The 18,674-nt window shown below is 73.3% G+C and carries 18 protein-coding genes; 3 read left to right on the top strand and 15 right to left on the bottom strand.

Annotated features, from left to right (window positions below):
* Positions 1-123: 123 nt before the first annotated feature.
* The 3 genes from ACQP2H_RS17345 to pgi all read right to left on the bottom strand — a co-directional run bounded on the left by ACQP2H_RS17345 (position 124) and on the right by pgi (position 3,560).
* A complete protein-coding gene (locus ACQP2H_RS17345; protein ID WP_219462579.1) occupies positions 124-951 on the bottom strand; it encodes a sterol desaturase family protein in 828 nt (275 codons plus the stop codon).
* 119 nt (positions 952-1,070) lie between these two features.
* Entirely contained in the window at positions 1,071-1,772 is a 702-nt protein-coding gene (locus tag ACQP2H_RS17340; RefSeq protein WP_219462578.1) for a FadR/GntR family transcriptional regulator, read from the bottom strand.
* A gap of 150 nt (positions 1,773-1,922) precedes the next feature.
* Complete coding sequence (pgi, locus tag ACQP2H_RS17335; protein ID WP_219462568.1) at positions 1,923-3,560, bottom strand: glucose-6-phosphate isomerase; 1,638 nt, start codon at positions 3,558-3,560, stop codon at positions 1,923-1,925.
* Positions 3,561-3,794: 234 nt separating this feature from the next.
* Between pgi and ACQP2H_RS17330 the strand changes: the two genes are divergently transcribed.
* Together ACQP2H_RS17330 and ACQP2H_RS17325 are read left to right on the top strand one after the other, a co-directional pair.
* Positions 3,795-5,741: an ABC transporter ATP-binding protein gene (locus ACQP2H_RS17330; protein WP_433228062.1), complete on the top strand. Its 1,947-nt coding sequence runs from the start codon at positions 3,795-3,797 to the stop codon at positions 5,739-5,741.
* 207 nt (positions 5,742-5,948) lie between these two features.
* Positions 5,949-7,355, top strand: coding sequence for an endo-1,4-beta-xylanase (locus tag ACQP2H_RS17325; RefSeq protein ID WP_433228060.1), 1,407 nt, complete (start codon positions 5,949-5,951; stop codon positions 7,353-7,355).
* Between the two features lie 42 nt (positions 7,356-7,397).
* Here ACQP2H_RS17325 and ACQP2H_RS17320 read toward each other — a convergent pair whose 3' ends face one another.
* The 6 genes from ACQP2H_RS17320 to ACQP2H_RS17295 form a co-directional block, all read right to left on the bottom strand.
* Positions 7,398-8,669, bottom strand: a complete 1,272-nt coding sequence (locus ACQP2H_RS17320) for a sulfite oxidase (RefSeq protein WP_363821476.1) — start codon at positions 8,667-8,669, stop codon at positions 7,398-7,400.
* 97 nt (positions 8,670-8,766) lie between these two features.
* Positions 8,767-9,402, bottom strand: a complete 636-nt coding sequence (locus ACQP2H_RS17315; protein ID WP_219462561.1) for a hypothetical protein — start codon at positions 9,400-9,402, stop codon at positions 8,767-8,769.
* Positions 9,399-10,817: a selenium-binding family protein gene (locus ACQP2H_RS17310; protein ID WP_433228057.1), complete on the bottom strand. Its 1,419-nt coding sequence runs from the start codon at positions 10,815-10,817 to the stop codon at positions 9,399-9,401. Before ACQP2H_RS17310 ends, ACQP2H_RS17315 begins: the two co-directional genes overlap by 4 nt.
* Before the next feature lie 14 nt (positions 10,818-10,831).
* Positions 10,832-11,638 carry an ABC transporter ATP-binding protein gene (locus ACQP2H_RS17305; protein ID WP_433228055.1) on the bottom strand — a complete coding sequence of 269 codons (807 nt, stop codon included), beginning with the start codon at positions 11,636-11,638 and terminating at the stop codon, positions 10,832-10,834.
* The gene (locus ACQP2H_RS17300; RefSeq protein ID WP_363821473.1) at positions 11,611-12,444 is read right to left on the bottom strand and encodes an ABC transporter permease; all 834 of its coding nucleotides are present in this window, start codon (positions 12,442-12,444) and stop codon (positions 11,611-11,613) included. The genes ACQP2H_RS17305 and ACQP2H_RS17300 overlap by 28 nt, the downstream gene beginning before the upstream one ends.
* Positions 12,441-13,409: an aliphatic sulfonate ABC transporter substrate-binding protein gene (locus tag ACQP2H_RS17295; protein WP_219462533.1), complete on the bottom strand. Its 969-nt coding sequence runs from the start codon at positions 13,407-13,409 to the stop codon at positions 12,441-12,443. Before ACQP2H_RS17295 ends, ACQP2H_RS17300 begins: the two co-directional genes overlap by 4 nt.
* 129 nt (positions 13,410-13,538) lie before the next feature.
* On the opposite strand from ACQP2H_RS17295, the gene ACQP2H_RS17290 reads away from it, so the two are divergent.
* The gene (locus tag ACQP2H_RS17290) at positions 13,539-14,699 is read left to right on the top strand and encodes an LLM class flavin-dependent oxidoreductase (protein WP_363821470.1); all 1,161 of its coding nucleotides are present in this window, start codon (positions 13,539-13,541) and stop codon (positions 14,697-14,699) included.
* A gap of 62 nt (positions 14,700-14,761) precedes the next feature.
* On the opposite strand, the gene ACQP2H_RS17285 is transcribed toward ACQP2H_RS17290, so the two are convergent.
* From ACQP2H_RS17285 to ACQP2H_RS17260, 6 genes are all read right to left on the bottom strand, one after another.
* Positions 14,762-15,271, bottom strand: a complete 510-nt coding sequence (locus ACQP2H_RS17285) for an NUDIX domain-containing protein (RefSeq protein ID WP_357534453.1) — start codon at positions 15,269-15,271, stop codon at positions 14,762-14,764.
* A gap of 34 nt (positions 15,272-15,305) precedes the next feature.
* A complete protein-coding gene (locus ACQP2H_RS17280) occupies positions 15,306-15,896 on the bottom strand; it encodes an NADAR family protein (RefSeq protein WP_363821467.1) in 591 nt (196 codons plus the stop codon).
* Positions 15,897-15,968: 72 nt separating this feature from the next.
* Positions 15,969-16,610: an SRPBCC family protein gene (locus ACQP2H_RS17275; protein WP_433228052.1), complete on the bottom strand. Its 642-nt coding sequence runs from the start codon at positions 16,608-16,610 to the stop codon at positions 15,969-15,971.
* Positions 16,607-16,978, bottom strand: a complete 372-nt coding sequence (locus tag ACQP2H_RS17270; RefSeq protein ID WP_204922997.1) for an ArsR/SmtB family transcription factor — start codon at positions 16,976-16,978, stop codon at positions 16,607-16,609. The genes ACQP2H_RS17275 and ACQP2H_RS17270 overlap by 4 nt, the downstream gene beginning before the upstream one ends.
* Before the next feature lie 36 nt (positions 16,979-17,014).
* On the bottom strand, positions 17,015-17,785 hold the full coding sequence (locus ACQP2H_RS17265) for a peptidoglycan recognition protein family protein (RefSeq protein ID WP_433228050.1): 771 nt from the start codon (positions 17,783-17,785) through the stop codon (positions 17,015-17,017).
* Between the two features lie 113 nt (positions 17,786-17,898).
* Positions 17,899-18,633, bottom strand: a complete 735-nt coding sequence (locus tag ACQP2H_RS17260) for a lysozyme (protein WP_433228048.1) — start codon at positions 18,631-18,633, stop codon at positions 17,899-17,901.
* Positions 18,634-18,674 lie beyond the last annotated feature (41 nt).

The following is an 18,674-nucleotide window of genomic DNA, read 5'->3' as shown; positions in this document are numbered from 1 at the left end:
GCACCCCCGCCGGCTCTGGCACCCCGGTCGGCGGTGGCGGCACCGGCACTCCCGCCGGAGACGCGCCGGCCCCCGCCTGGTGCGGCCCGGGACGCCCGGGTGGGCGGTCGGGTCGAAAGTGGCTCATCGGGCGGGCTGCCAACCGGGGCGGCCGAGGACATGCCCGAGCCGGTGCCGCCACGAGCCGGCCCGCCGGACGTCGGCCCAGATCGCCGCGTACTCGTGGGTGGCAACCCGCAGCGGGTTGTAGGTGCCGATGTTCGTGGTCAGCCCGTACCGGACGGGGGTGTGTTCCGGGGCGAAGCTGCCGAAGAGCCGGTCCCAGACGATCAGGATGCCGCCGTAGTTGCGGTCCAGGTACTCGCGGTTCGCCCCGTGGTGCACCCGGTGGTGCGACGGGGTGTTGAAGACCCACTCGACCGGTCGGGGCAGCCGGTCGATCCGCTCGGTGTGCAGGAAGAACTGGTAGAGCAGGCTGACCGACTGCTGGAGGAAGATCATCCAGGGCGGGATGCCGAGCAGCGCCAGCGGCAGCCAGAACGGCAGCGAGGTCATCGGCGTCCAGCTCTGCCGCAGCGCGGTGGACAGGTTGAAGTGCGTGCTGGAGTGGTGCACCACGTGGCTGGCCCAGAACAGGCGTACCTCGTGGTGGGTGCGGTGGAACCAATAGTAGGCCAGGTCGTCGGCGAGGAACAGCAGCACCCAGGTCCCGACGCTGGTGGGGGAGAGCTGCACCGGGGCGACGGTCCACAGCGCGACGTAGAGACCGACGGTGAGCAGTTTCCACGGGAAGCCGATCAGTTGGCTGCCGGCGCCCATGGTGAGGCTGGTGGTCGTGTCCCGCCGCTCGTAGCCGCGTTCGTCGTCGTCCGGCGCGAACCGGTACGACCACGCCTCGACGGCGATGAGCAGCAGGAACGCCGGTACGGCGTAGAGCACGGCGGGGATCATGCGCGACGTTCCCTTCCGGGGGACGGGCGACGGGGGTGGACGCCCGGGACGGGTCGGCGGGTCGGGGTGGGTAGCGGTCGGCGGGTCGGGCCGACGAGCGGTCGGCGGGTGGGTGGCGGTCAGCCGGTGGGGGCGGTGAGGGACGCGGTGAGCAGGGTGTGGGCCTCGGTGGCGGCGTCGTCGCCCCGGCCGTCGGCGATCGCGGCGGCCAGCCGGCGGTGCCCGGCGACGTCCAGCAACTCGGCTGCGCGTCGCTGCGGCGGCACCTCCCCGACGGCCAGCGCCCCGGCCACCAGGCTGTTGAAGGAGAGCAGGTAGGCGGTGTTGCCGCTGCCGGTGACGATGTGCCGCCACAGCGCGATGTTCGCCTCGGCCATGGCGGCCAGGTCGGGTGCGAGCGCGGCGAACCGTTCCACGGTGTCGACCACGACCCGCCCCACCGCCCCGGTGGCCCGGACGGCGCAGCGCCGGGCCGCGTCGACCCCGACGCAGGCGCGCATCTCCAGCATGTCCCGGACCAGGTGCTCCACCGGCAGCACGTCGCCGGACTGGACGAGGGACAGGGCCAGGTCGAGGCCGGCGTGCACCCGCCAGTCCAGCACCCGGGTGACGCCGCCCTGGCTGACCCGTAGCAGCCCGAGCTGTTGGAGCCGGCGCAGCGCCTCCCGCACGGCGTGCCGGTTGACGGCGAACGCGGCGGCGAGTTCGCGTTCACCGGGCAGCGGGTCGCCCGGGGCGTGCCGCCCGCTGACGATGGCGTCGCGGAGCTGGGCGAAGACGTGGTCGGAGACGGAGCTGCGGGGCACGGGGACGAAGGCCACGGCAGCAGTGTGCCGGCGTACCCATCAACCCGTCAACTGGTTGGACCAGTCGTACCGAAAGAAACGGCGGCCGGGTCGGGTGACCCGGCCGCCGTCCCGACGGACCTCACCGGTGACCGTTGCCGGGTGCCCGCAACGGCCGCGCGGACCTCAGGCCCGACCGCGCTCCCGGCGGTAGCGGCTGATCAGCGCCGCCGTGGAGGAGTCCACGTCGGACAGGTCCGGCGCGTCCCCGGTCAGCTTCGGCGCGAGCTGGTTGGCCATCACCTTCCCCAGCTCCACCCCCCACTGGTCGAACGGGTTGATGTTCCACACCGCGCCGCAGGTGAACACGATGTGCTCGTAGAGCGCGATGAGCTGGCCCAGCGTCGACGGGGTGAGCTTCGGCGCGATGATCGAGGTGGTCGGGTGGTTGCCCGGCATCACCCGGTGCGGCACCACCTCGGCGGGCGTGCCCTCCGCCTCGACCTGCTCCGCCGTCCGGCCGAAGGCCAGTGCGGCGGTCTGCGCGAAGAAGTTCGACATGAACAGGTCGTGCATCTCGCCCAGGTCGTGGTTGGGCTGGCTGAACGCGATGAAGTCCGCCGGGATCAGCACGGTGCCCTGGTGGATGAGCTGATAGAAGGCGTGCTGGCCGTTGGTGCCCGGCTCGCCCCAGAAGATCTCCCCGGTCGGGTGGTCGACCGGCGTGCCGTCCAGGGTCACCGACTTGCCGTTGCTCTCCATGGTCAGCTGTTGCAGGTACGCTGGGAACCGGTGCAGGTACTGCGAGTACGGCAGCACGGCGTGGGTCTGCGCGCCGAGGAAGTCGACGTACCAGACGTTGAGCAGGCCCAGCAGCGCCGGCAGGTTCCGCTCCACCGGCGCGGTACGGAAGTGCTCGTCGACGGCGTGGTAGCCGGCCAGCAGCTCGCGGAACCGGTCCGGCCCGACCGCCAGCATCACCGACAGCCCGACCGCCGACGGCAGCGAGTAGCGGCCACCCACCCAGTCCCAGAAGCCGAACATGTTCTCCGGGTCGATGCCGAAGTCGGCCACCCGGCCCGCGTTGGTGCTCACCGCCACGAAGTGCTTCGCGATCGCCGCGTCGTCGTCGGCGTCCAGGCCCGACAGCAGCCACGTCTTGGCCTGCTCGGCGTTGGCCAGCGTCTCCTGCGTGGAGAAGGTCTTCGACACCACCACGAACAGGGTGCTCGCCGGGTCGAGGTCGTGGGTCTTGTCGTGGATGTCGGTCGGGTCGATGTTGGAGACGAACCGGCAGGCGATCCCGCCGTCCCGGTACGCCTTGAGCGCCTCGTACGCCATCACCGGGCCGAGGTCGGAGCCGCCGATGCCGATGTTGACCACCGTGCTGATCCGCTCGCCGGTGTGCCCGCGCCACTGCCCGGAGCGGACCCGCTCGCTGAACGCGGCCATCCGGTCCAGCACCCGGTGCACGTCGGCGACCACGTCCTGCCCGTCCACCGTCAGTGCGGCGTCGCGCGGCAGCCGCAGCGCGGTGTGCAGCACGGCCCGGTCCTCGGTGGAGTTGATGTGCTCCCCGGCGAACATCGCGGCGATCCGGTCGGTCAGCCCGACCCGCCCGGCCAGCGCGGTGAGCAGCCCGATGGTCTCGTCGGTGACGAGGTGCTTGCTGTAGTCGACGTGCAGGTCGGCGACCTCGCCGGTGAGCCGCTCACCCCGTTGCCGGTCGGCCGCGAACAGCTCCCGCAGGTGGGTGCCGCGCATCGTCTCGGCGTGCTTGCGCAGCGCCTGCCATTCGTCGGTGGTGGTCACACTCGCAGCCATCGGGTCGATCTTCTCCTTCACGACGGTCGTCGGCGCGTGGTGCCGCCGACGGTTCGCGTCCCAGCCTGCCACCCGGGGCGCGGCCACGCGACGCGACCCGGCGCAGCCGCCGCCCCGGGGTGGCCGGCGACACGCCAATGCGACAGGTGTACGACACGCCGACCACGGGGCGACATCGCCTCGTCGCCGACAGTAGGCTCGCCGTGCCCTGCCCCCTTCGGCCCGGGAGGACCCATGGCGACGGTGATCGGCCCCCGCCGTTCGACCCCCACGGACGAGCCTGCGGCGGAGGTCGGTTCGGCGGAGGCCGGGCTGGATCTGCCGGAGTTGGCGGACGGCGGATGGATGCACCACGCCACCGAGTTCGCGCACACCAGTTTCCGGTCGGTGGCCCGCCGGCTGCCCCGGCTGGTGCGCGAGGCCATCGCGTTGGCCTGGGCGACCAACCGTCGCGACACCCTCGCCGCGATCGGTCTGAACCTCGCCGCCGGGGTGATGACCACCCTCGGCCTGCTCGCCACCACCGGGGTGCTGCGCGAGTTGTTCGCCGCCGGTCCGACGCCCGACCGGGTCCGGGCCGCGCTGCCCGCGCTGGTCCTGGCCGCCGCGGCGGTGGCCGTGAAGGGCACGTTGACCGTCACCGCCGGCTGGGCGCAGGCCCGGCTGATCCCACAGATCAACTACGCGGTGGAGCTGCGGCTGTTCGAGACCACCACGGCGGTCGAGCTGGCCGCCTTCGACGACGCCGGTTTCGCCGAGGAGATGGACCGGGTCCGCGACCGGGGGATGGCCGAGGCGGCGTCGATCGTCGACCACACCGTCAACCTGATCACCGGGGTGGTGGGCGTGCTGGCCACCGCCGCCGCGGTGACCGTGATCCAACCGGTGCTGCTGCCCTGCCTGCTGCTGGCTGCCGTGCCGGAGGCGGTCACCGCGGTGCGGATGGCCCGCCGGCAGTACCTGGACATGCTGGCCCGGATCAACCGCCGCCGCCGGATGTGGATGCTCGCCCACCTGATGGCCAACCGGCACACCGCCGCCGAGGTACGCGCCTACCAGATGCGGGACTTCCTGCTCGCCGAGTTCCGCCGGATGATGACCGTCGAGACGGCCGCGCTGCTGCGGCTGGCCCGGGCGCAGAGCCGGACCAGGGCCGTCGGGATGTCCGTCGGCGGGATCGCGGCCTTCGCGGTCTACGCCGTGCTCGGCGGGCTGCTGCTCACCGGCGTGGTCGCGCTCGCCGCGGCGGCGACCGCCCTGCTCGCCCTCCAGTCGGCGCGCAGCAGCCTCGCGCTCGCCGTCTACGCCACCAACAACCTCTACGAGGACGCCCTCTACTACCAGGACTACCGGGACTTCCTCGACCGGGCCGACAGCCGCACCGCCGCCGGGCAGGGGCGGCCCACCGCCGGCTTCGAGTACATCGAGCTGGACCGGGTCAGCCTGCGCTACCCGGACACCGACGCCCCGGCGGTGGACGAGGTCAGCCTGACCATCCGGCGGGGCGAGGTGATCGCCCTGGTCGGTGAGAACGGCTCCGGCAAGACCACCCTGGCCAAGCTGATCGCCGGCCTCTACCGGCCCACCGGCGGGGTGATCCGGTGGGACGACGTCGACGTCGCCGAGTTGGACCCGGCGGCGACGGCCGCCCAGGTGGCGGTGATGACCCAGGAGTGGTGGAAGTTCCCGTTCACCGCCGCGCAGAACATCCGCATCGGCCGGCACGACCGGCCCCCGGACGCGGCCGGCCCGACCGTCGAGGACGCCGCCCGGTCGGCCGCCGCGCACGACATGATCGCCGGGCTGCCGTTCGGCTACGACACCCTGCTGGCCCGGGAGTTCAAGAACGGCCACGACCTCTCCGGCGGGCAGTGGCAGCGGCTGGTGGCCGCCCGGGGCCTCTACCGCGACGCCCGGTTGCTGATCTGCGACGAGCCGTCGGCCGCCCTCGACGCCCGCGCCGAGCACGCGCTCTTCGAGCACCTGCGGCGGCGGCCCGACCGGACGGTCGTGCTGATCACCCACCGGTTGGCCAACGTCCGGCACGCCGACCAGATCTTCGTGATGGACCACGGTCGGCTGGTGCAGCAGGGCGACCACGACACGCTGATGGCCGCCGACGGGCCCTACCGGGAGCTGTTCGAGTTGCAGGCGAGCGGCTACCTCGCCGCCACCGAGTGACGGCGGCTCAGGCATCGACGTTCGTTGAACTCTTGGGGATGTTTCGATAGCGTCACCGGGTAACCCCTCGACCTCGGCGGTGGCGGCTGAGCGACGGCACAGGCGGGCGTGGCCTCCGGGCGACCACCCCGCCTCCCCGGGCCGGCCACCGCACTCGGGCGAAAGGTCGGGACGGTGCACCCCTCACCGTCTTGAAAGGTCTCTGCCATGAACCATGTGTCCGCCCGCAGCAGCGGGCGTCGGACCACACCACCGCGGCTGCGTGCCGCACTGGTCTCGATCGTTACCGGCGTGGTCGCCGTCGGCACCACCGTCGCCCTCGCCTCCAGTGCCAGCGCCGGCACCACCCTCGGTGCCGCCGCCGCCGAGACAGGCCGCTACTTCGGCACCGCGGTGGCGGTGAACAGGCTCGCCGACTCCGTCTACGTCGGCATCCTGAACCGTGAGTTCACCTCGGTGACCGCCGAGAACGAGATGAAGTGGGACGCCACCGAGCCCAGCCCGAACCAGTTCACCTACGCCAGCGGCGACAAGCTGGTCAGCCACGCCCAGGCCAACGGGATGCGGGTCCGCGGTCACACGCTGGCCTGGCACCAGCAGCAACCGCGCTGGACGGCGGTCCTGTCCGGCACCGCCCTGCGCAACGCCATGCTCAACCACGTCACCCAGGTCGCCACCCACTACCGGGGCAAGATCCACGCGTGGAACGTGGTGAACGAGGCGTTCGCCGACGGTGGCAGCGGTGGGCGTCGTGACTCCAACCTGCAGCGCACCGGTGACGACTGGATCGAGGCGGCGTTCCGGGCCGCCCGCGCCGCCGACCCGGGCGCGAAGCTCTGCTACAACGACTACTACACCGACGGGCAGAACCCGAAGAGCAACGGCGTGTACGCCATGGTCCAGGACTTCAAGGCCCGGGGCGTGCCGATCGACTGCGTCGGCTTCCAGTCCCACTTCACCGCCCAGTCGCCGGTGCCGTCGGACTACCAGGCCAACCTCCAGCGATTCGTCGACCTCGGCGTCGAGGTGCAGATCACCGAGCTGGACATCGAGGGCTCCGGCAGTTCCCAGGCCGACAGCTACTCCCGCGTGGTCAGCGCCTGCCTGGCGGTCTCCCGCTGCACCGGCATCACCGTCTCCGGCATCCGGGACACCGACTCGTGGCGGGCCAGCGCCACCCCGCTGCTCTTCGACGGCAACGGCGCCAAGAAGGCCGCGTACGCCTCCACGTTGGACGCGCTCAACGCGGGCGGCACCACCGTCCCGCCGACCACACCACCGCCGACGACTCCGCCGCCGACCACGCCGCCGCCGCCCGGTGACGGTGCCTGCACCGCAGCGGTGTCGGTGAACTCCTGGCCCGGCGGCTTCGTGACCACCGTCAAGGTCACCGCCGGCCCGGCCGGGCTCGACGGTTGGGTGGTCAACCTGCCCCTGCCGTCGGACGCCACCGTCACCAACGCGTGGAACGCGCAGCACACCGGCACCTCCGGTGCGGTCAGCTTCCGCAACGTCAGCTACAACGGCACCGTCGGTGCGGGAGCCGGCACCGAGTTCGGTTTCCAGGGCACCGGCAACGGTCCCACCGGCACGGCGACCTGCGCCCGCGCCTGACCGGACACCGACCCCACCCCGGCGCGGCGGCGACCGTCGCGGTCAGACCGCCGTCACCGGATGCCGGACCACCCCGTCGAAGAGGTACCCGAGGTCGTTGCCCGGGGCCCGGTCGGGCTGACCCCGGCCGGTCACGTCCACCGCGCGGGCCCGCAGCGTCCACCGGCCGGCGGTCGGCGGACACCACCGCGTCGACCACCGCTGCCAGGGCCCGCCCCGGTCCGCCCCGACCAGCGTGGCGGGCTGCCACCCGTCGCCCGTGTCGACCTCGACCCGGTCGATCGGACCGGCCCCGGACCACGACCGGCCGGTCAGCGTGGTCTCGACACCGGCCGCCAGCCGGGCGTCCCAGGGCAGCTCGAACGCGCTCTTGACCGACTGCGTGTCGGCCGGCCCACCGTCGACCGGCCGGCCGGGTCCGAACATCCGGTAGAGGCTGGTGTTCCACGGGGAGAACAGCGCGACGGTGGAGACCTCGATCGCACCGACCCACTTGATCGAGGAGATCCCGATCCAGCCGGGCACCACCACCCGGACCGGGAAGCCGTGGTCGGGTGGCAGCGGCGCACCGTTCATCTCGTACGCCAGCAGAACGTCGTCGAGGGCCTTGCCGATCGGCAGCGGACGGCGTACCCGGCCGAGGTCGACACCCCCGGTGACGTACGGCGGGTCCAGGCCCTCCGGCATCACGTCGACCGCGTCGGGGGTCAGCCCGGCGTGCCGTAGCACGGTGGCCAGCGGCACCCCGCGCCAGCGGGCCACCCCGACACCGCCGAGCCGCCACTGCACCCCGGCGGCGGGGGTGTCCTGCTGGCTGGCGAAGAAGTGCCGCCCGTTGCCGGCGCACTCGACCAGGGCGGGTAGCTCGACGGCGGGTAGCGCCCGCAGGTCGGCGTAGCCGAACTCGACCGGGGCGTCCCGGGTCGGGGCGTCGCGCAGGCCGTCGCCGTGCAGCCGCAGTCGCCAGGTGTCGGCGTCGATGCGGGGTGTGTGGGTGTGGTTGCGGACGAAGAACCGGTCGTTCGGCACCACGTATCCCTGGCCGGCCATCGCCTCCCACCGCATCTCGGCGTTGCCCTCGCGGGGCGTGAGCTGCGCGGGGTCGAGCGGTTTGACGATGCCCGGGGGCACCCCGACCGGCCCGGTGGCGGGCGTGACCGGCTCCCGGGTGTCGGTGGCGAGGGCGCTCATCGCCGTGCCCACCGCGATCAGCTCGGCGCGGGACACCCCGGGGTCCCGGGCCTGACCGGCCAGCCACTGCCGGGCCCGGCGGGCGTCGTGGTCTGCCTCGTCGTACGACACAACGGTGGACACCGGGGCTCCTTCGGCTCGGCGACGGTAACTCCTATTGAATCAGTAGGAGTTACCCGCCGGGCAGGGCCACTGGCCGACCACGGCCGGGGCCATTCGGTCAGATCGCGGCGGCCAGCGTCACCACCCCCGCCGCGACCAGCACCCCGGCCCAGAGCCGGTCCACGTTGAACCAGGCCCGGCGCAGCACCCCGACCCCCAGCACCTCGTACACCACCAGCGCGACGGTCGACGCGACGCCCAGCATGACCAGGGTGTGCACCCCGGCCGCGACCAGCCCCGGCAGCGCGCCGGCCGGCGCCGCCGCCAGGTGCCCGGCGTGCCCGCCGGCCGGCTGCGGGTCGGCCAGCAGCACCGGCAGCAGCATCAGCCCGGCGCCGTGCGCCGACGACATCAGGAACGACCAACCGGCCACCTGCGCCGCCGACAGCCGCATCCCGGCCCAGCGGAAGTGCCGCTGCGACAACAGCCGCCACAGCCCGAAACCGACCAGCACCGCCCCGCCGGTCACCGTCAGCGCGGTGCTGGCCGTGACCGAGCGGGTGGCGGTGACCAGCGCGGCGACCACCGCCACCGAGGCCAGGTGACCCGCCGCGACCGGGGGCAGCGCGGCCAGCAGCGCCGCCCGGCGACGCTCCTGCAACCCCCGGGCGACCGCGAGGAGCCACCCCATCGCCGGGTTCAACCCGTGGAACGCGCCGAGCGCCACCAACGCCAGCAAAGTCCGCCCGGTCACGGGAAGCAGTACGAGTCGGAGCTGGCGTCGCCGCCCTGCAACCGGGTCTGGTGCACCCGCAGCCCCCGGAACTCCTCGCCGCGCGGGAAGAACCGCACGTCCGGGGTGAGCCCGCCGCGTTCCGGGTCGACGTCCAGCTTGGCCAGCCAGGCGCCCACCCCGTCGGGATAGAACTGGTCGTCCCAGGAACCGTAGAGCGAGTTGCTGACGTAGACCCGCCGGCCGTCCCGGCTGATCTCCACCATCTGCGGGCCACCGGCCAGGGGCTCGTCCGGCGCGGCCGGGTGGGCGGTGCGGGCCACGATGCCGCCGAGCCGCACCGAGCCGACCAGCACGGGGTGGAACGGGTCGCTGACGTCGTACTGGCGCAGCTCCCCGGTGCCCCAGCAGGAGACGTAGAGGAACCTGTCGTCCACCGACAGGTCGATGTCGGTGACCAGCGGTGGCACCGCCCCGAACGGCTTGAGCAGGTCCGGCAGGTCGGCCGGGTCGGCGGGTTCCGCCGGGATGTCGATCACCCGGGTCACCGTCCACGGGGCGTCCGCACCCGCGCCGTCGCGGTGCCACAACCAGACCGACGCGGACAGGTCCTCGACGCTGATCACCACCCCCACGAAGCCGTACGACCGGGTCGGGTCGTGCGCGGGGCGCAGTTCGAGGGGCATCTGGTACTGGTCGCCGAGGTCGACCCGCTGCACGTGCCGGCGCTTCGCGAGGTCCCAGAAGTGGATCGCGTGCCCGTATTTGCGCCCCAGCAGCAGCTCACCGACGATGCCGTCCTCGATCATCGACGGGGTGCCCCACTCGCTGGTGACCAGCACGTCCTGGGTGAGGTGCCACCACACGTCGTACGCCAGGAACTGCGGGCCCCGGTCGGCCTCCCAGGCGCCCCGGACGGCGAACGTGGTGTGGTCGAGCACGGCGACGCCGCCGGGACCCTCGGCACCGTCGACGCCGCCGAGCGCCGACAGGTAGATGCCGTCCGGGCCGCAGTGCACGGTGTGCGGGCGGGAGTAGCCGGACTTCTCGGCCAGCTCCTGCGCGCCGATCACCTTCACCAGTTGCGGGGCGCGCGGGTCCGGTCGGGTGTCGAACACGTGGATGCGGGACGACCGCAGCCCCGGCACGATCAGGTAGCGCCGCTCGACGTGCGGGTGCGGTGCGGTGGGGCAGAGCGCGCTGCTGCACGCGTTCCACCCGAAGTGGTGCAGCTCGTCGCCGGTGTGCGGCAGGTCGGTCCAGCCGACCACCCGGCCGTAGTCGGCGGAGTCCGGGTCGGTGTCGAGCACGGCGATCGCGTCCGGCCGCTGCGCCGTACGGTCGAACGCGGCGACGTAGGCCAGCTTCTCGGCGGGCGCGGTGGCCGCCTCGCGGGGGGAGGGGTAGAAACTCGGGTCGGGTGTCCAGCGGGTCATGGTCGGCTCCGGGGTCAGGCGGCGGGTACGCCGAGGCGGTCGAGTAGCCGGCGACGCAACGCGCCGAAGGCGGGCTGGTCGGGGGAGCGGGCCGGTCGGTCGGCGGACCGGCCGGCGGGGCCGAGGTCGACGGGGATCTCCTCGGCGATGACGCCCCCGTCGAGCAGCAGGATGCGGTCGGCGAGCAGCAGCGCCTCCTCGACGTCGTGGGTGACCAGCAGGGCGGCGAAGCCGTGCTCGGCGCGTAGCCGACGCAGCAGGGACTGCATCCGCAGTCGGGTCAGCGCGTCGAGTGCCCCGAACGGCTCGTCGAGCAGCAGCAGGTCCGGCTCCCGGACCAGGGCCCGGGCCACCGCGACCCGTTGCGCCTGACCGCCGGAGAGTTCCGCCGGCCAGGCCCGGTGTCGGTCGGCCAGCCCCACCTCGGTCAGCGCCCGGTCCACCCGGGAGCGCACGTGGGGACCGGTCAACCCCAGCGCAACGTTGTCGCCGACCCGTTTCCAGGGCAGCAACCGGTGTTCCTGGAAGACCACGGCGGCGGTGCCGCGCACCCGGGTCCGGCCGGTGGCCTCGACGTCCAGGCCGGCGAGGACCCGCAGCAGGGTGCTCTTGCCGGACCCGCTGCCGCCGAGTAGCGCCACCACCTCACCGGCGGCGATGGTCAGGTCGACCCCGGCGAGCACCGGCCGGCCGTCGAAGGCCCGCCGCACCGCATGGGCGGTCAGCACCGTGGCCCCACCGGTCACCCCGTCCGGTCGGGCGGGTGCCCCGTCCGCGCCGCCGGCCGGGCCGGTCAGGTCGCGCGCAGGCCGCGTCGCCATGTCAGGGTCCTCCTCTCCAGGATCCGTAGGGCGAGGTCGGACAGCAGGCCGAGCAGCGCGTAGACGACCAGGCCGAGCACCACCACGTCGGTCTGGCTGAACTCCCGGGCCTCCATCATCAGAAAGCCGATGCCGGTCTGGGCGTTGATCTGTTCGCCGACGACGAGGCTGAGCCAGGCCGCCCCGATCGCCAGTCGCAGCCCGAGGAACAGCGACGGCAGCGCCCCGGGCAGCACCACGTGCCGCAGCCGGGCGGCGGGCCCGAGGCCGCAGGTGCGGGCTGCCTCGACGAGCCGTTCGTCGATGTCCCGGATGCCAGCGTAGGTGTTGAAGTAGATCGGAAAGAACACCCCGAGTGCGACCAGGGTTACCTTCAGCGACTCGCCGATCCCCACCCAGATGATCAGCAGCGGGACGAGTCCCAGGTGGGGCAGCATCCGGGCCATCTGCACCGGCGGGTCGACCAGGTCGTCGCCGAGGCGGAGCAGCCCGGCGGCGACGCCGAGGACCAGCGCCAGCAGCCCGCCGAGGAGCAACCCGACGCCGGCCCGGGTGAGGGAGTCGAGCAGGTGGACGCCGAGGGTGCCGTCGCGGGCCAGTCGTACGCCGGTGGCGAGCACCCGGCTCGGCGCGGGCAGTTTCTCCGGGGCGAGCAGTCCGGCGTGGGCGGCGGCCTCCCACCCGGCGACGAGCACGACCGGGCTGACCAGTCGCCGCCAGCGCAGGCCGGCACGTCGTCGCGGGCCGGCGTCGGGTGGTGCCGCGACGGCGGCCGGTGGCGCGCTGACCAGCACGGTGCTGCTCACTGGAACACCGCGCTGAACCGGTCGTCCACCCGACCGGCGATGTCGACCGGGCCGGGGACGAGCTCGAGGGTGGTGAAGCCGTCCGCGATGGCCTGGAGTTCGGTGCCGACGGCAGGGGTGACCGGGGCCAGCGGGCGGGCGCTGCGGGCCAGGGCCCGGGTGGTGACGTCCAGCGGGATCTTCAGCTCGGGGGCGAGCACCGTGGCGCGTTCGGCCGGGTTGGCGATCCCCCAGTCGGTGACCTTCCGGTAGGTGGTGAGGAAGGCGCGGACGTCGTCGGTGCGGTCCCGGACCACCTCGGGTGAGGCCAGCACGTACTCCCGGTTGCTGGCCAGGCCGGTGGCGTCGGCGAGGACCTTCACCCCGGGCTGTTCGGCGAGGGCGAAGTACGGGTCCCAGATGATCCAGGCGTCGATCTGGCCGTTGTCGAACGCGGGCCGTCCCTCGGCCGGCTTGAGGTACTTGACGGTGATGTCCTTCAGCGTCATGTTGTTGGCCGCCAGCAGCCGGACCAGCAGCCAGTGCACGTTGCTGCCCTTGTTCAGCGCCACCGTCCGGCCGCGCAGGTCGGCGAAGGTCTTCAGGCCGCTGCTCTCCTTGACCAGCACCGCCTCGCCCTGGGGGATCGGGGCGGAGGTGCCGACCACCGAGAAGGGGATCTTCGCGGCGGCGGCGAAGATCGGGGGTGCCTCGCCGACCTGTCCGATGTCGATCGCGCCGGCCTTGAGCGCCTCGGTCAGGGCGGGGCCGCTCTCGAACAGCGACCACTGCGCGTCCGGGGCGGCGTTGCGGGCCTTGACCAGGCTCAGCCCGCCGAAGCGCTGGTAGCCGATGCGCAGCGGGCCGCTGCCGGCCTGGGCGTCGGCGTCGTCGGTGCAGCCGCTGACCCCGCCGACGGCGACCAGGGACAGGGCGGTGAACAGGGTGGTGGCCAGCCGGCGCAGGTTCCTCGGCGGGGTGGACATGTCGGCTCCTCGGGAGTGGACGATGTGCTCGCGACGCCGCAGGTCGGCGGCGGGCAGTAACCTACCAAACCGATAGGTTTTATGGGTAGCCTGTCCTGGTTGTCGTCCCATCCCTCAGGAGGACCCCCGATGCCGCTGACCTTCCACTGGTTCCTGCCCACCTACGGCGACAGCCGCGACATCGTCGGCGGTGGTCACGGCGTCGCGGTCGGCACCGCCGGTGGGGCCCGCCCCGCCACCGTCGCCTATCTCGGGCAGATCGCCCGCAGCGCCGAGCAACTCGGCTTCGTCGGCGCGCTCACCCCGACCGGGGCCTGGTGCGAGGACGCCTGGCTGGCCACCGCGATGCTCGCCGAGGTCACCGAACGACTGAAGTTCCTGGTGGCGTTCCGCCCCGGCCTGCTCTCACCCACCCTCGCCGCCCAGATGGCCGCCACCTTCCAGCGCCTGTCCGGCGGCCGGCTGCTGCTCAACGTGGTCACCGGCGGGGAGTCCGCCGAGCAACGCGCCTACGGCGACTTCCTCGACAAGGACGCCCGGTACGCCCGCACCGACGAATTCCTGCACGTCGTGCGGTCACTGTGGCGGGGGGAGACCGTCGACCACGTCGGGGAACACCTGCGCGTCGAGGGCGCCCGGCTGGCCCGGCTGCCCGACCCGGTGCCCCCCGTCTACTTCGGTGGCTCGTCCACCGCCGCCGGCCCGGTCGCCGCCCGGCACAGCGACGTCTACCTGACCTGGGGTGAGCCGCCCGCCCAGGTGGCCGGCAAGCTCGACCACATCCGCGCCCTGGCGGTCGCCGCCGGCCGGTCGCCGCGCTTCGGTATTCGGCTGCACGTCATCGCCCGGGACACCGCCGAGGCGGCCTGGGCGCAGGCCGGCCGGCTGCTCGACGGCATCGACGAGGCCGACATCCGGGCCGCCCAGGAGGGGCTGCGGCGCAGCGAGTCCGAGGGGCAGCGCCGGATGCTGGCCCTGCACGGCGGCAGCCGCGACGGGCTGGAGGTCGCCCCGAACCTCTGGGCCGGAGTGGGGCTGGTCCGGGGCGGGGCCGGCACCGCCCTGGTGGGCAGCCACACCGAGGTCGCCGACCGGATCGCCGAGTACCACGCGCTCGGCATCGACGAGTTCGTCCTCTCCGGCCACCCGCACCTGGAGGAGGCGTACTGGTTCGGTGAGGGGGTGCTGCCGATCCTGCGGGCCCGGGGCCTGTGGCGGCATCCCGCCGGTGAGCCGGCCCCCGACCCGACGCCGAGCGTCCCGTTCGCCCCGCAGCCCGCCCGGGTCTGACCACGGCGCGTCCGGCGGGTCCGGCACCTGCGGCGGGTCCGCGCCGGCCGGGCGCGGCGGGGTCAGTGCCGGCCGGCGAGGAAGTCGGCCAGCACCCGGGTGTGGGTCGAGAAGGCCAGCTCGACCGGCTCGGTGAGGACCAGCCACTCGGTGGCCTCCTCGGTCGGCGTCGACGGGGGGAGCTGTGCGGCCGGCCGCTCCGGCAGCACCCCGAAGATCATCATGGTGCCGCCGTGCGGGGCGCCGTGCACCGCGAACAACCGGGCCCGCTGCGCCTCGTCGACCAGCCCCGTCTCCTCCCGCAGCTCCCGGACCAGCGCCTCGGACCACTCCTCGCCGTACTCGACGAACCCGCCGGGCAGGGCGAGCTGGCCCCGGGCCGGTTCGATGTCCCGGCGCACCACCACCAGGCCGAGCCCGGCGTCGGTCCGTACCGGCAGCAGCGCGACCGCGACCGGGGTGGGGTTGCGCCACACCGTCTGGCCGCAGGCCGGGCAGAGCCGGGGCCAGTCGGCGTCCGGCGGGTAGGCCGCCCCGCAGTAGTGGCAGTGCGCGTACGGCAGGACGGTCATGCCGCCGCACGTTACCGCCCCCGGGCCACCCCGCTCAGGGCAGGTCCGCCGTCGGCCCGGGGTCGGTCGGCCGGTCGTCGCGCAGGATCTCCCGGGCCTCCATCAGGGCGAACCCGAGCAGGTTGAGCCCACGCCAGCGGGCCGGGTCCTCGGCGCGCGGGTCGTCGGGGGCCAGCCCGACCCCCCACACCCGGTCGACCGGGCTGGCCTCCACCAGCACCCGGTCCCCGGTGCCCAGCAGGTACGCCCGCAGGTCGGCGTGCTGGCCGAACTTGGCCAGGCTGCCGGCCAGCACGACGGCGTACCGCTCGGCCTCCCACACCGCCTGGTCGAACCCGCGGACCTGGCGGCCGACCCCCTTGGCCTGCTGCGGGTGGCCGGCGGCGAGCACCCGCTCCCCGGCCTCGGCGTCGTCGAAGAGCAGCGCCTTGCGCCACATCATCCAGTGCTCGGCGGTGGCGAAGCGCCGCCCGTCGACGGTGAACGCCGCCGGCCACCACTGGCTCAGGCAGCCGCGGCCGACGGTGCCGTCCCGCTGCGGCTGGTGCCCCCAGAAGCAGAGGTAGCGCACCCGGTGCCCGGCGCGGTGCAGGGCGAGGACGTCTTCGGCGCGGCGCATCGACATGCCGCACAGTGTCCCTGCCGGCACCGACAACCCGCGCCCGGGTTTCGCCCGGACCCGGTGCGGGCCCCGGGGTCAGGCCGGCGGCGTGCCGGTGTACGCGGCGATGGTCCGGGCGGCGGCGGCCCGGGCGGCCTGCGGGTCGGTGCCGCCGGCGATGTCGGCCTCGGCCCACGCCTCGCCGCTGAGCGTCATGAAGCGTCGCCCGTCCGCCGAGCCGATCCATTCGGCCGCCTGGTCGGGGGTGACGCCTCCACCGTCGGCGTCGAGGTGGCTGGCGAGGCCGAGCAGGCCGGAGTCCCAGCCGACGCCGACCGCGCCGGGGCCGTACTCGGTCCACCGGACGTCGTCGACGTGGGCGACGTGTTCCAGGGTGAACCGGGTCCGCTCGTCGCCCTCCGGGGTCAGGTGGACCTCGATCCAGCTGGTCTCGTCGCCCATCTCCCAGGTGGCGACGAAGCTCTTCGGCGGGTCGCAGCGCTGCACCACGCCCCCGGCGTTGCCCTCGAACTGGTAGCGGCCGTGCAGCCGCAGGTCGCCTGAGATCGGCAGGAACCAGCGCGGGATGCGTTCGGCGCTGGTGCAGGCGTCCCAGAGGTCGTCCAGCGTCGTCGGGTACGTCTGGCTGATGGTCAGCACCCGTGCCTCACCCGCCTCCAGGGTGCGGCTGCCCACGGTGCGTCGTACGGCGCTGATCTGGTGGCTGGTCTCGATCATGAGGTGCTCCGGTGCTCGGTCGGGTCGTCCGTCGTGGTGTGCGCCCGCCGTTCGCGCCGACCCCGGGCGATCTCGGTGGCCAGGGCGTCCAGGGCCGGCGTCCAGAACCGGCGGAATCCCTCCAGCCACCTGTCGACCTCCCGCAGCGGGGCGGGGTCGACCGCGTAGAGCCGACGGGCGCCCTGCGGGCGGACCGTGGCGAACCCGTTGTCCCGCAGCACCTTGAGGTGCTGCGAGACGGCGGGCTGGGTGATCCCGAACTCCTCCTGGATGACCGCGCAGACCCCACCGGCGCTCCGTTCGCCCTGCGCGAGCAGTTCGAGGATGCGCCGGCGTACCGGGTCGCCGAGGACGTCGAAGGCGTGCACGGTCCCCTTTGTATCAGGCATGGCTTATATAAGCAATCAACCCAGTCGAGCGGCGACGGCGGAGCGCAGTTCGGGCAACCGGTCGTGCAGCAGACCCGGGCACTGGGTGCTGGCGAAGTCCTTGTGGCCGTAGATCTGGCTCGCCGGGATGGCGTACTGCTGGCAGGTGAACGCGCAGAACACCACCAGGCTGTCCCAGAGTGCCTGCGGCGGCTGCACGTCGACGTAGATCCCGTCGTTCTCGATGCCGATGGCCTGGCTGTTCTGCCCCACGCAGTGCGCGCCCTGCACCATCGTCTGCCCGTGCAGCAGCGCGTACAGGCTGCCGTGCCGGCCCTCGGTGAGCTGGCCGCCCCGGCTGTTGGTGAAGTGCTGCCCGGAGTCCAGCCAGCCGTTGCCGTCCATGTGCAGGTCCTGGATCTCCCGCGAGTTGGCGTACGCGTGGGCCAGGCTGTAGTCGGTCGAGTTCGGGAACGCCGTGTGATGCACGATGATCTTGTTGGGCCGGCTGCCGACCACGCTCACCGGCGAGGACGGCGGCCGGGCCCCCCAGGTGGCGCAGTTGGCGATCACCGGCTGGTCGACCCGACCGAGGACGACCCGGCCGTCGGCCGACGTGCTGCCGGTGGTCAGGGCGCTGCCGTGGGTCAGGGCGCTGCCGGTGGTCAGGGCCGGGTCGACGGCGGAGTGGCCCACGGCGGCGGCGCTCGCGGCGGATCCGCCGAACGGGGTCGGCGTGAGCGCCCCGGCGGTGCCGAGCAGGACCGCGCCGCGCAGCACGCTGCGCCGGGACACGGGTACGGACATGGCGGGCTCCTCAGGGGGTGGGGGAGGTGCCGGCCGGTCGACCATTGCGACGACTCCGGGGTGGCCGGGGGTCGTTGCCGGGCCGACCGGGCGGCTGCGGCGCTCCGGTCGGGTCAGCAGGGGCCGTTGCAGGCCAGCACCCGGAGCCGGTCGAGGGTGCCGTTCCAGACGTTCTGGTCGCCCGGGAAGGTGCCCGACGACGCCCACTGCCAGAAGGAGTGCGTGGCCCAGCCGGCCGGCAGGGTGCCCACCGTGCCGGCGTACCGGGCGAGCCAGAGTGGGTTGGTGGCGGCGAAGCCGCTGTAGTTGCCGGTGCAGGTGGTCCACCAGTCGGTGGTGGTGTAGATCGTCGCCCAGCGCCCGGTGCGGGCGTAGTACTGGTTGACGAAGGACGCGATCCAGTTGCGCATCGCGCTCTGGCTCAGCCCATAACAGGTCGCGCCGTAGGGGTTGTACTCGATGTCGAGCGCGCCGGGCAGCGTCCGGCCGTCCTTCGACCAGCCGCCACCGTGGTCGACGAAGTAGTTGGCCTGGGTCGCGCCGGTCGTGGTGTCCGGCCGGGCGAAATGGTACGAACCCCGGATCATCCCGACGGTGTACGACCCGTTGTACTGCTGGGCGAAGTACGGGTTGGTGTAGTACGTGCCCTCGGTGGCCTTCACGTAGGCGAACCGGGCGCCGTTGTTCCAGGCGGCGGACCAGTTGACGTTGCCCTGGTAGCTGGAGACGTCCATGCCGGGCAGGCCGGCCGGGGCGGCGGTGGCCGGGGTGACGATGCCGAGGGTGGTGGCGGCGACCATGGTGACGGCCGCCAGCAGCGCGCCCGTGACCGCACGGAGACGGTTCATCTTTCCTCCCTGGGGGATGCCGCGTGGTTACGGCGGGAGCG

This window comes from Micromonospora sp. CA-248260 (genome assembly GCF_050942205.1).
GTDB classification, from domain to species: Bacteria; Actinomycetota; Actinomycetes; order Mycobacteriales; family Micromonosporaceae; genus Micromonospora; species Micromonospora antibiotica.
This window is presented reverse-complemented; position numbering and strand designations above follow the sequence as displayed.

Coding starts and splice junctions, on each gene's coding strand:
- ACQP2H_RS17345 (WP_219462579.1), bottom strand. CDS start 951: ATGATCCCCGCCGTGCTCTACGCCGTACCGGCGTTCCTGCTGCTCATC.
- pgi (WP_219462568.1), bottom strand. CDS start 3,560: ATGGCTGCGAGTGTGACCACCACCGACGAATGGCAGGCGCTGCGCAAG.
- ACQP2H_RS17330 (WP_433228062.1), top strand. CDS start 3,795: ATGGCGACGGTGATCGGCCCCCGCCGTTCGACCCCCACGGACGAGCCT.
- ACQP2H_RS17325 (WP_433228060.1), top strand. CDS start 5,949: ATGAACCATGTGTCCGCCCGCAGCAGCGGGCGTCGGACCACACCACCG.
- ACQP2H_RS17310 (WP_433228057.1), bottom strand. CDS start 10,817: ATGACCCGCTGGACACCCGACCCGAGTTTCTACCCCTCCCCCCGCGAG.
- ACQP2H_RS17305 (WP_433228055.1), bottom strand. CDS start 11,638: ATGGCGACGCGGCCTGCGCGCGACCTGACCGGCCCGGCCGGCGGCGCG.
- ACQP2H_RS17295 (WP_219462533.1), bottom strand. CDS start 13,409: ATGTCCACCCCGCCGAGGAACCTGCGCCGGCTGGCCACCACCCTGTTC.
- ACQP2H_RS17290 (WP_363821470.1), top strand. CDS start 13,539: ATGCCGCTGACCTTCCACTGGTTCCTGCCCACCTACGGCGACAGCCGC.
- ACQP2H_RS17285 (WP_357534453.1), bottom strand. CDS start 15,271: ATGACCGTCCTGCCGTACGCGCACTGCCACTACTGCGGGGCGGCCTAC.
- ACQP2H_RS17280 (WP_363821467.1), bottom strand. CDS start 15,896: ATGTCGATGCGCCGCGCCGAAGACGTCCTCGCCCTGCACCGCGCCGGG.
- ACQP2H_RS17275 (WP_433228052.1), bottom strand. CDS start 16,610: ATGATCGAGACCAGCCACCAGATCAGCGCCGTACGACGCACCGTGGGC.
- ACQP2H_RS17265 (WP_433228050.1), bottom strand. CDS start 17,785: ATGTCCGTACCCGTGTCCCGGCGCAGCGTGCTGCGCGGCGCGGTCCTG.
- ACQP2H_RS17260 (WP_433228048.1), bottom strand. CDS start 18,633: ATGAACCGTCTCCGTGCGGTCACGGGCGCGCTGCTGGCGGCCGTCACC.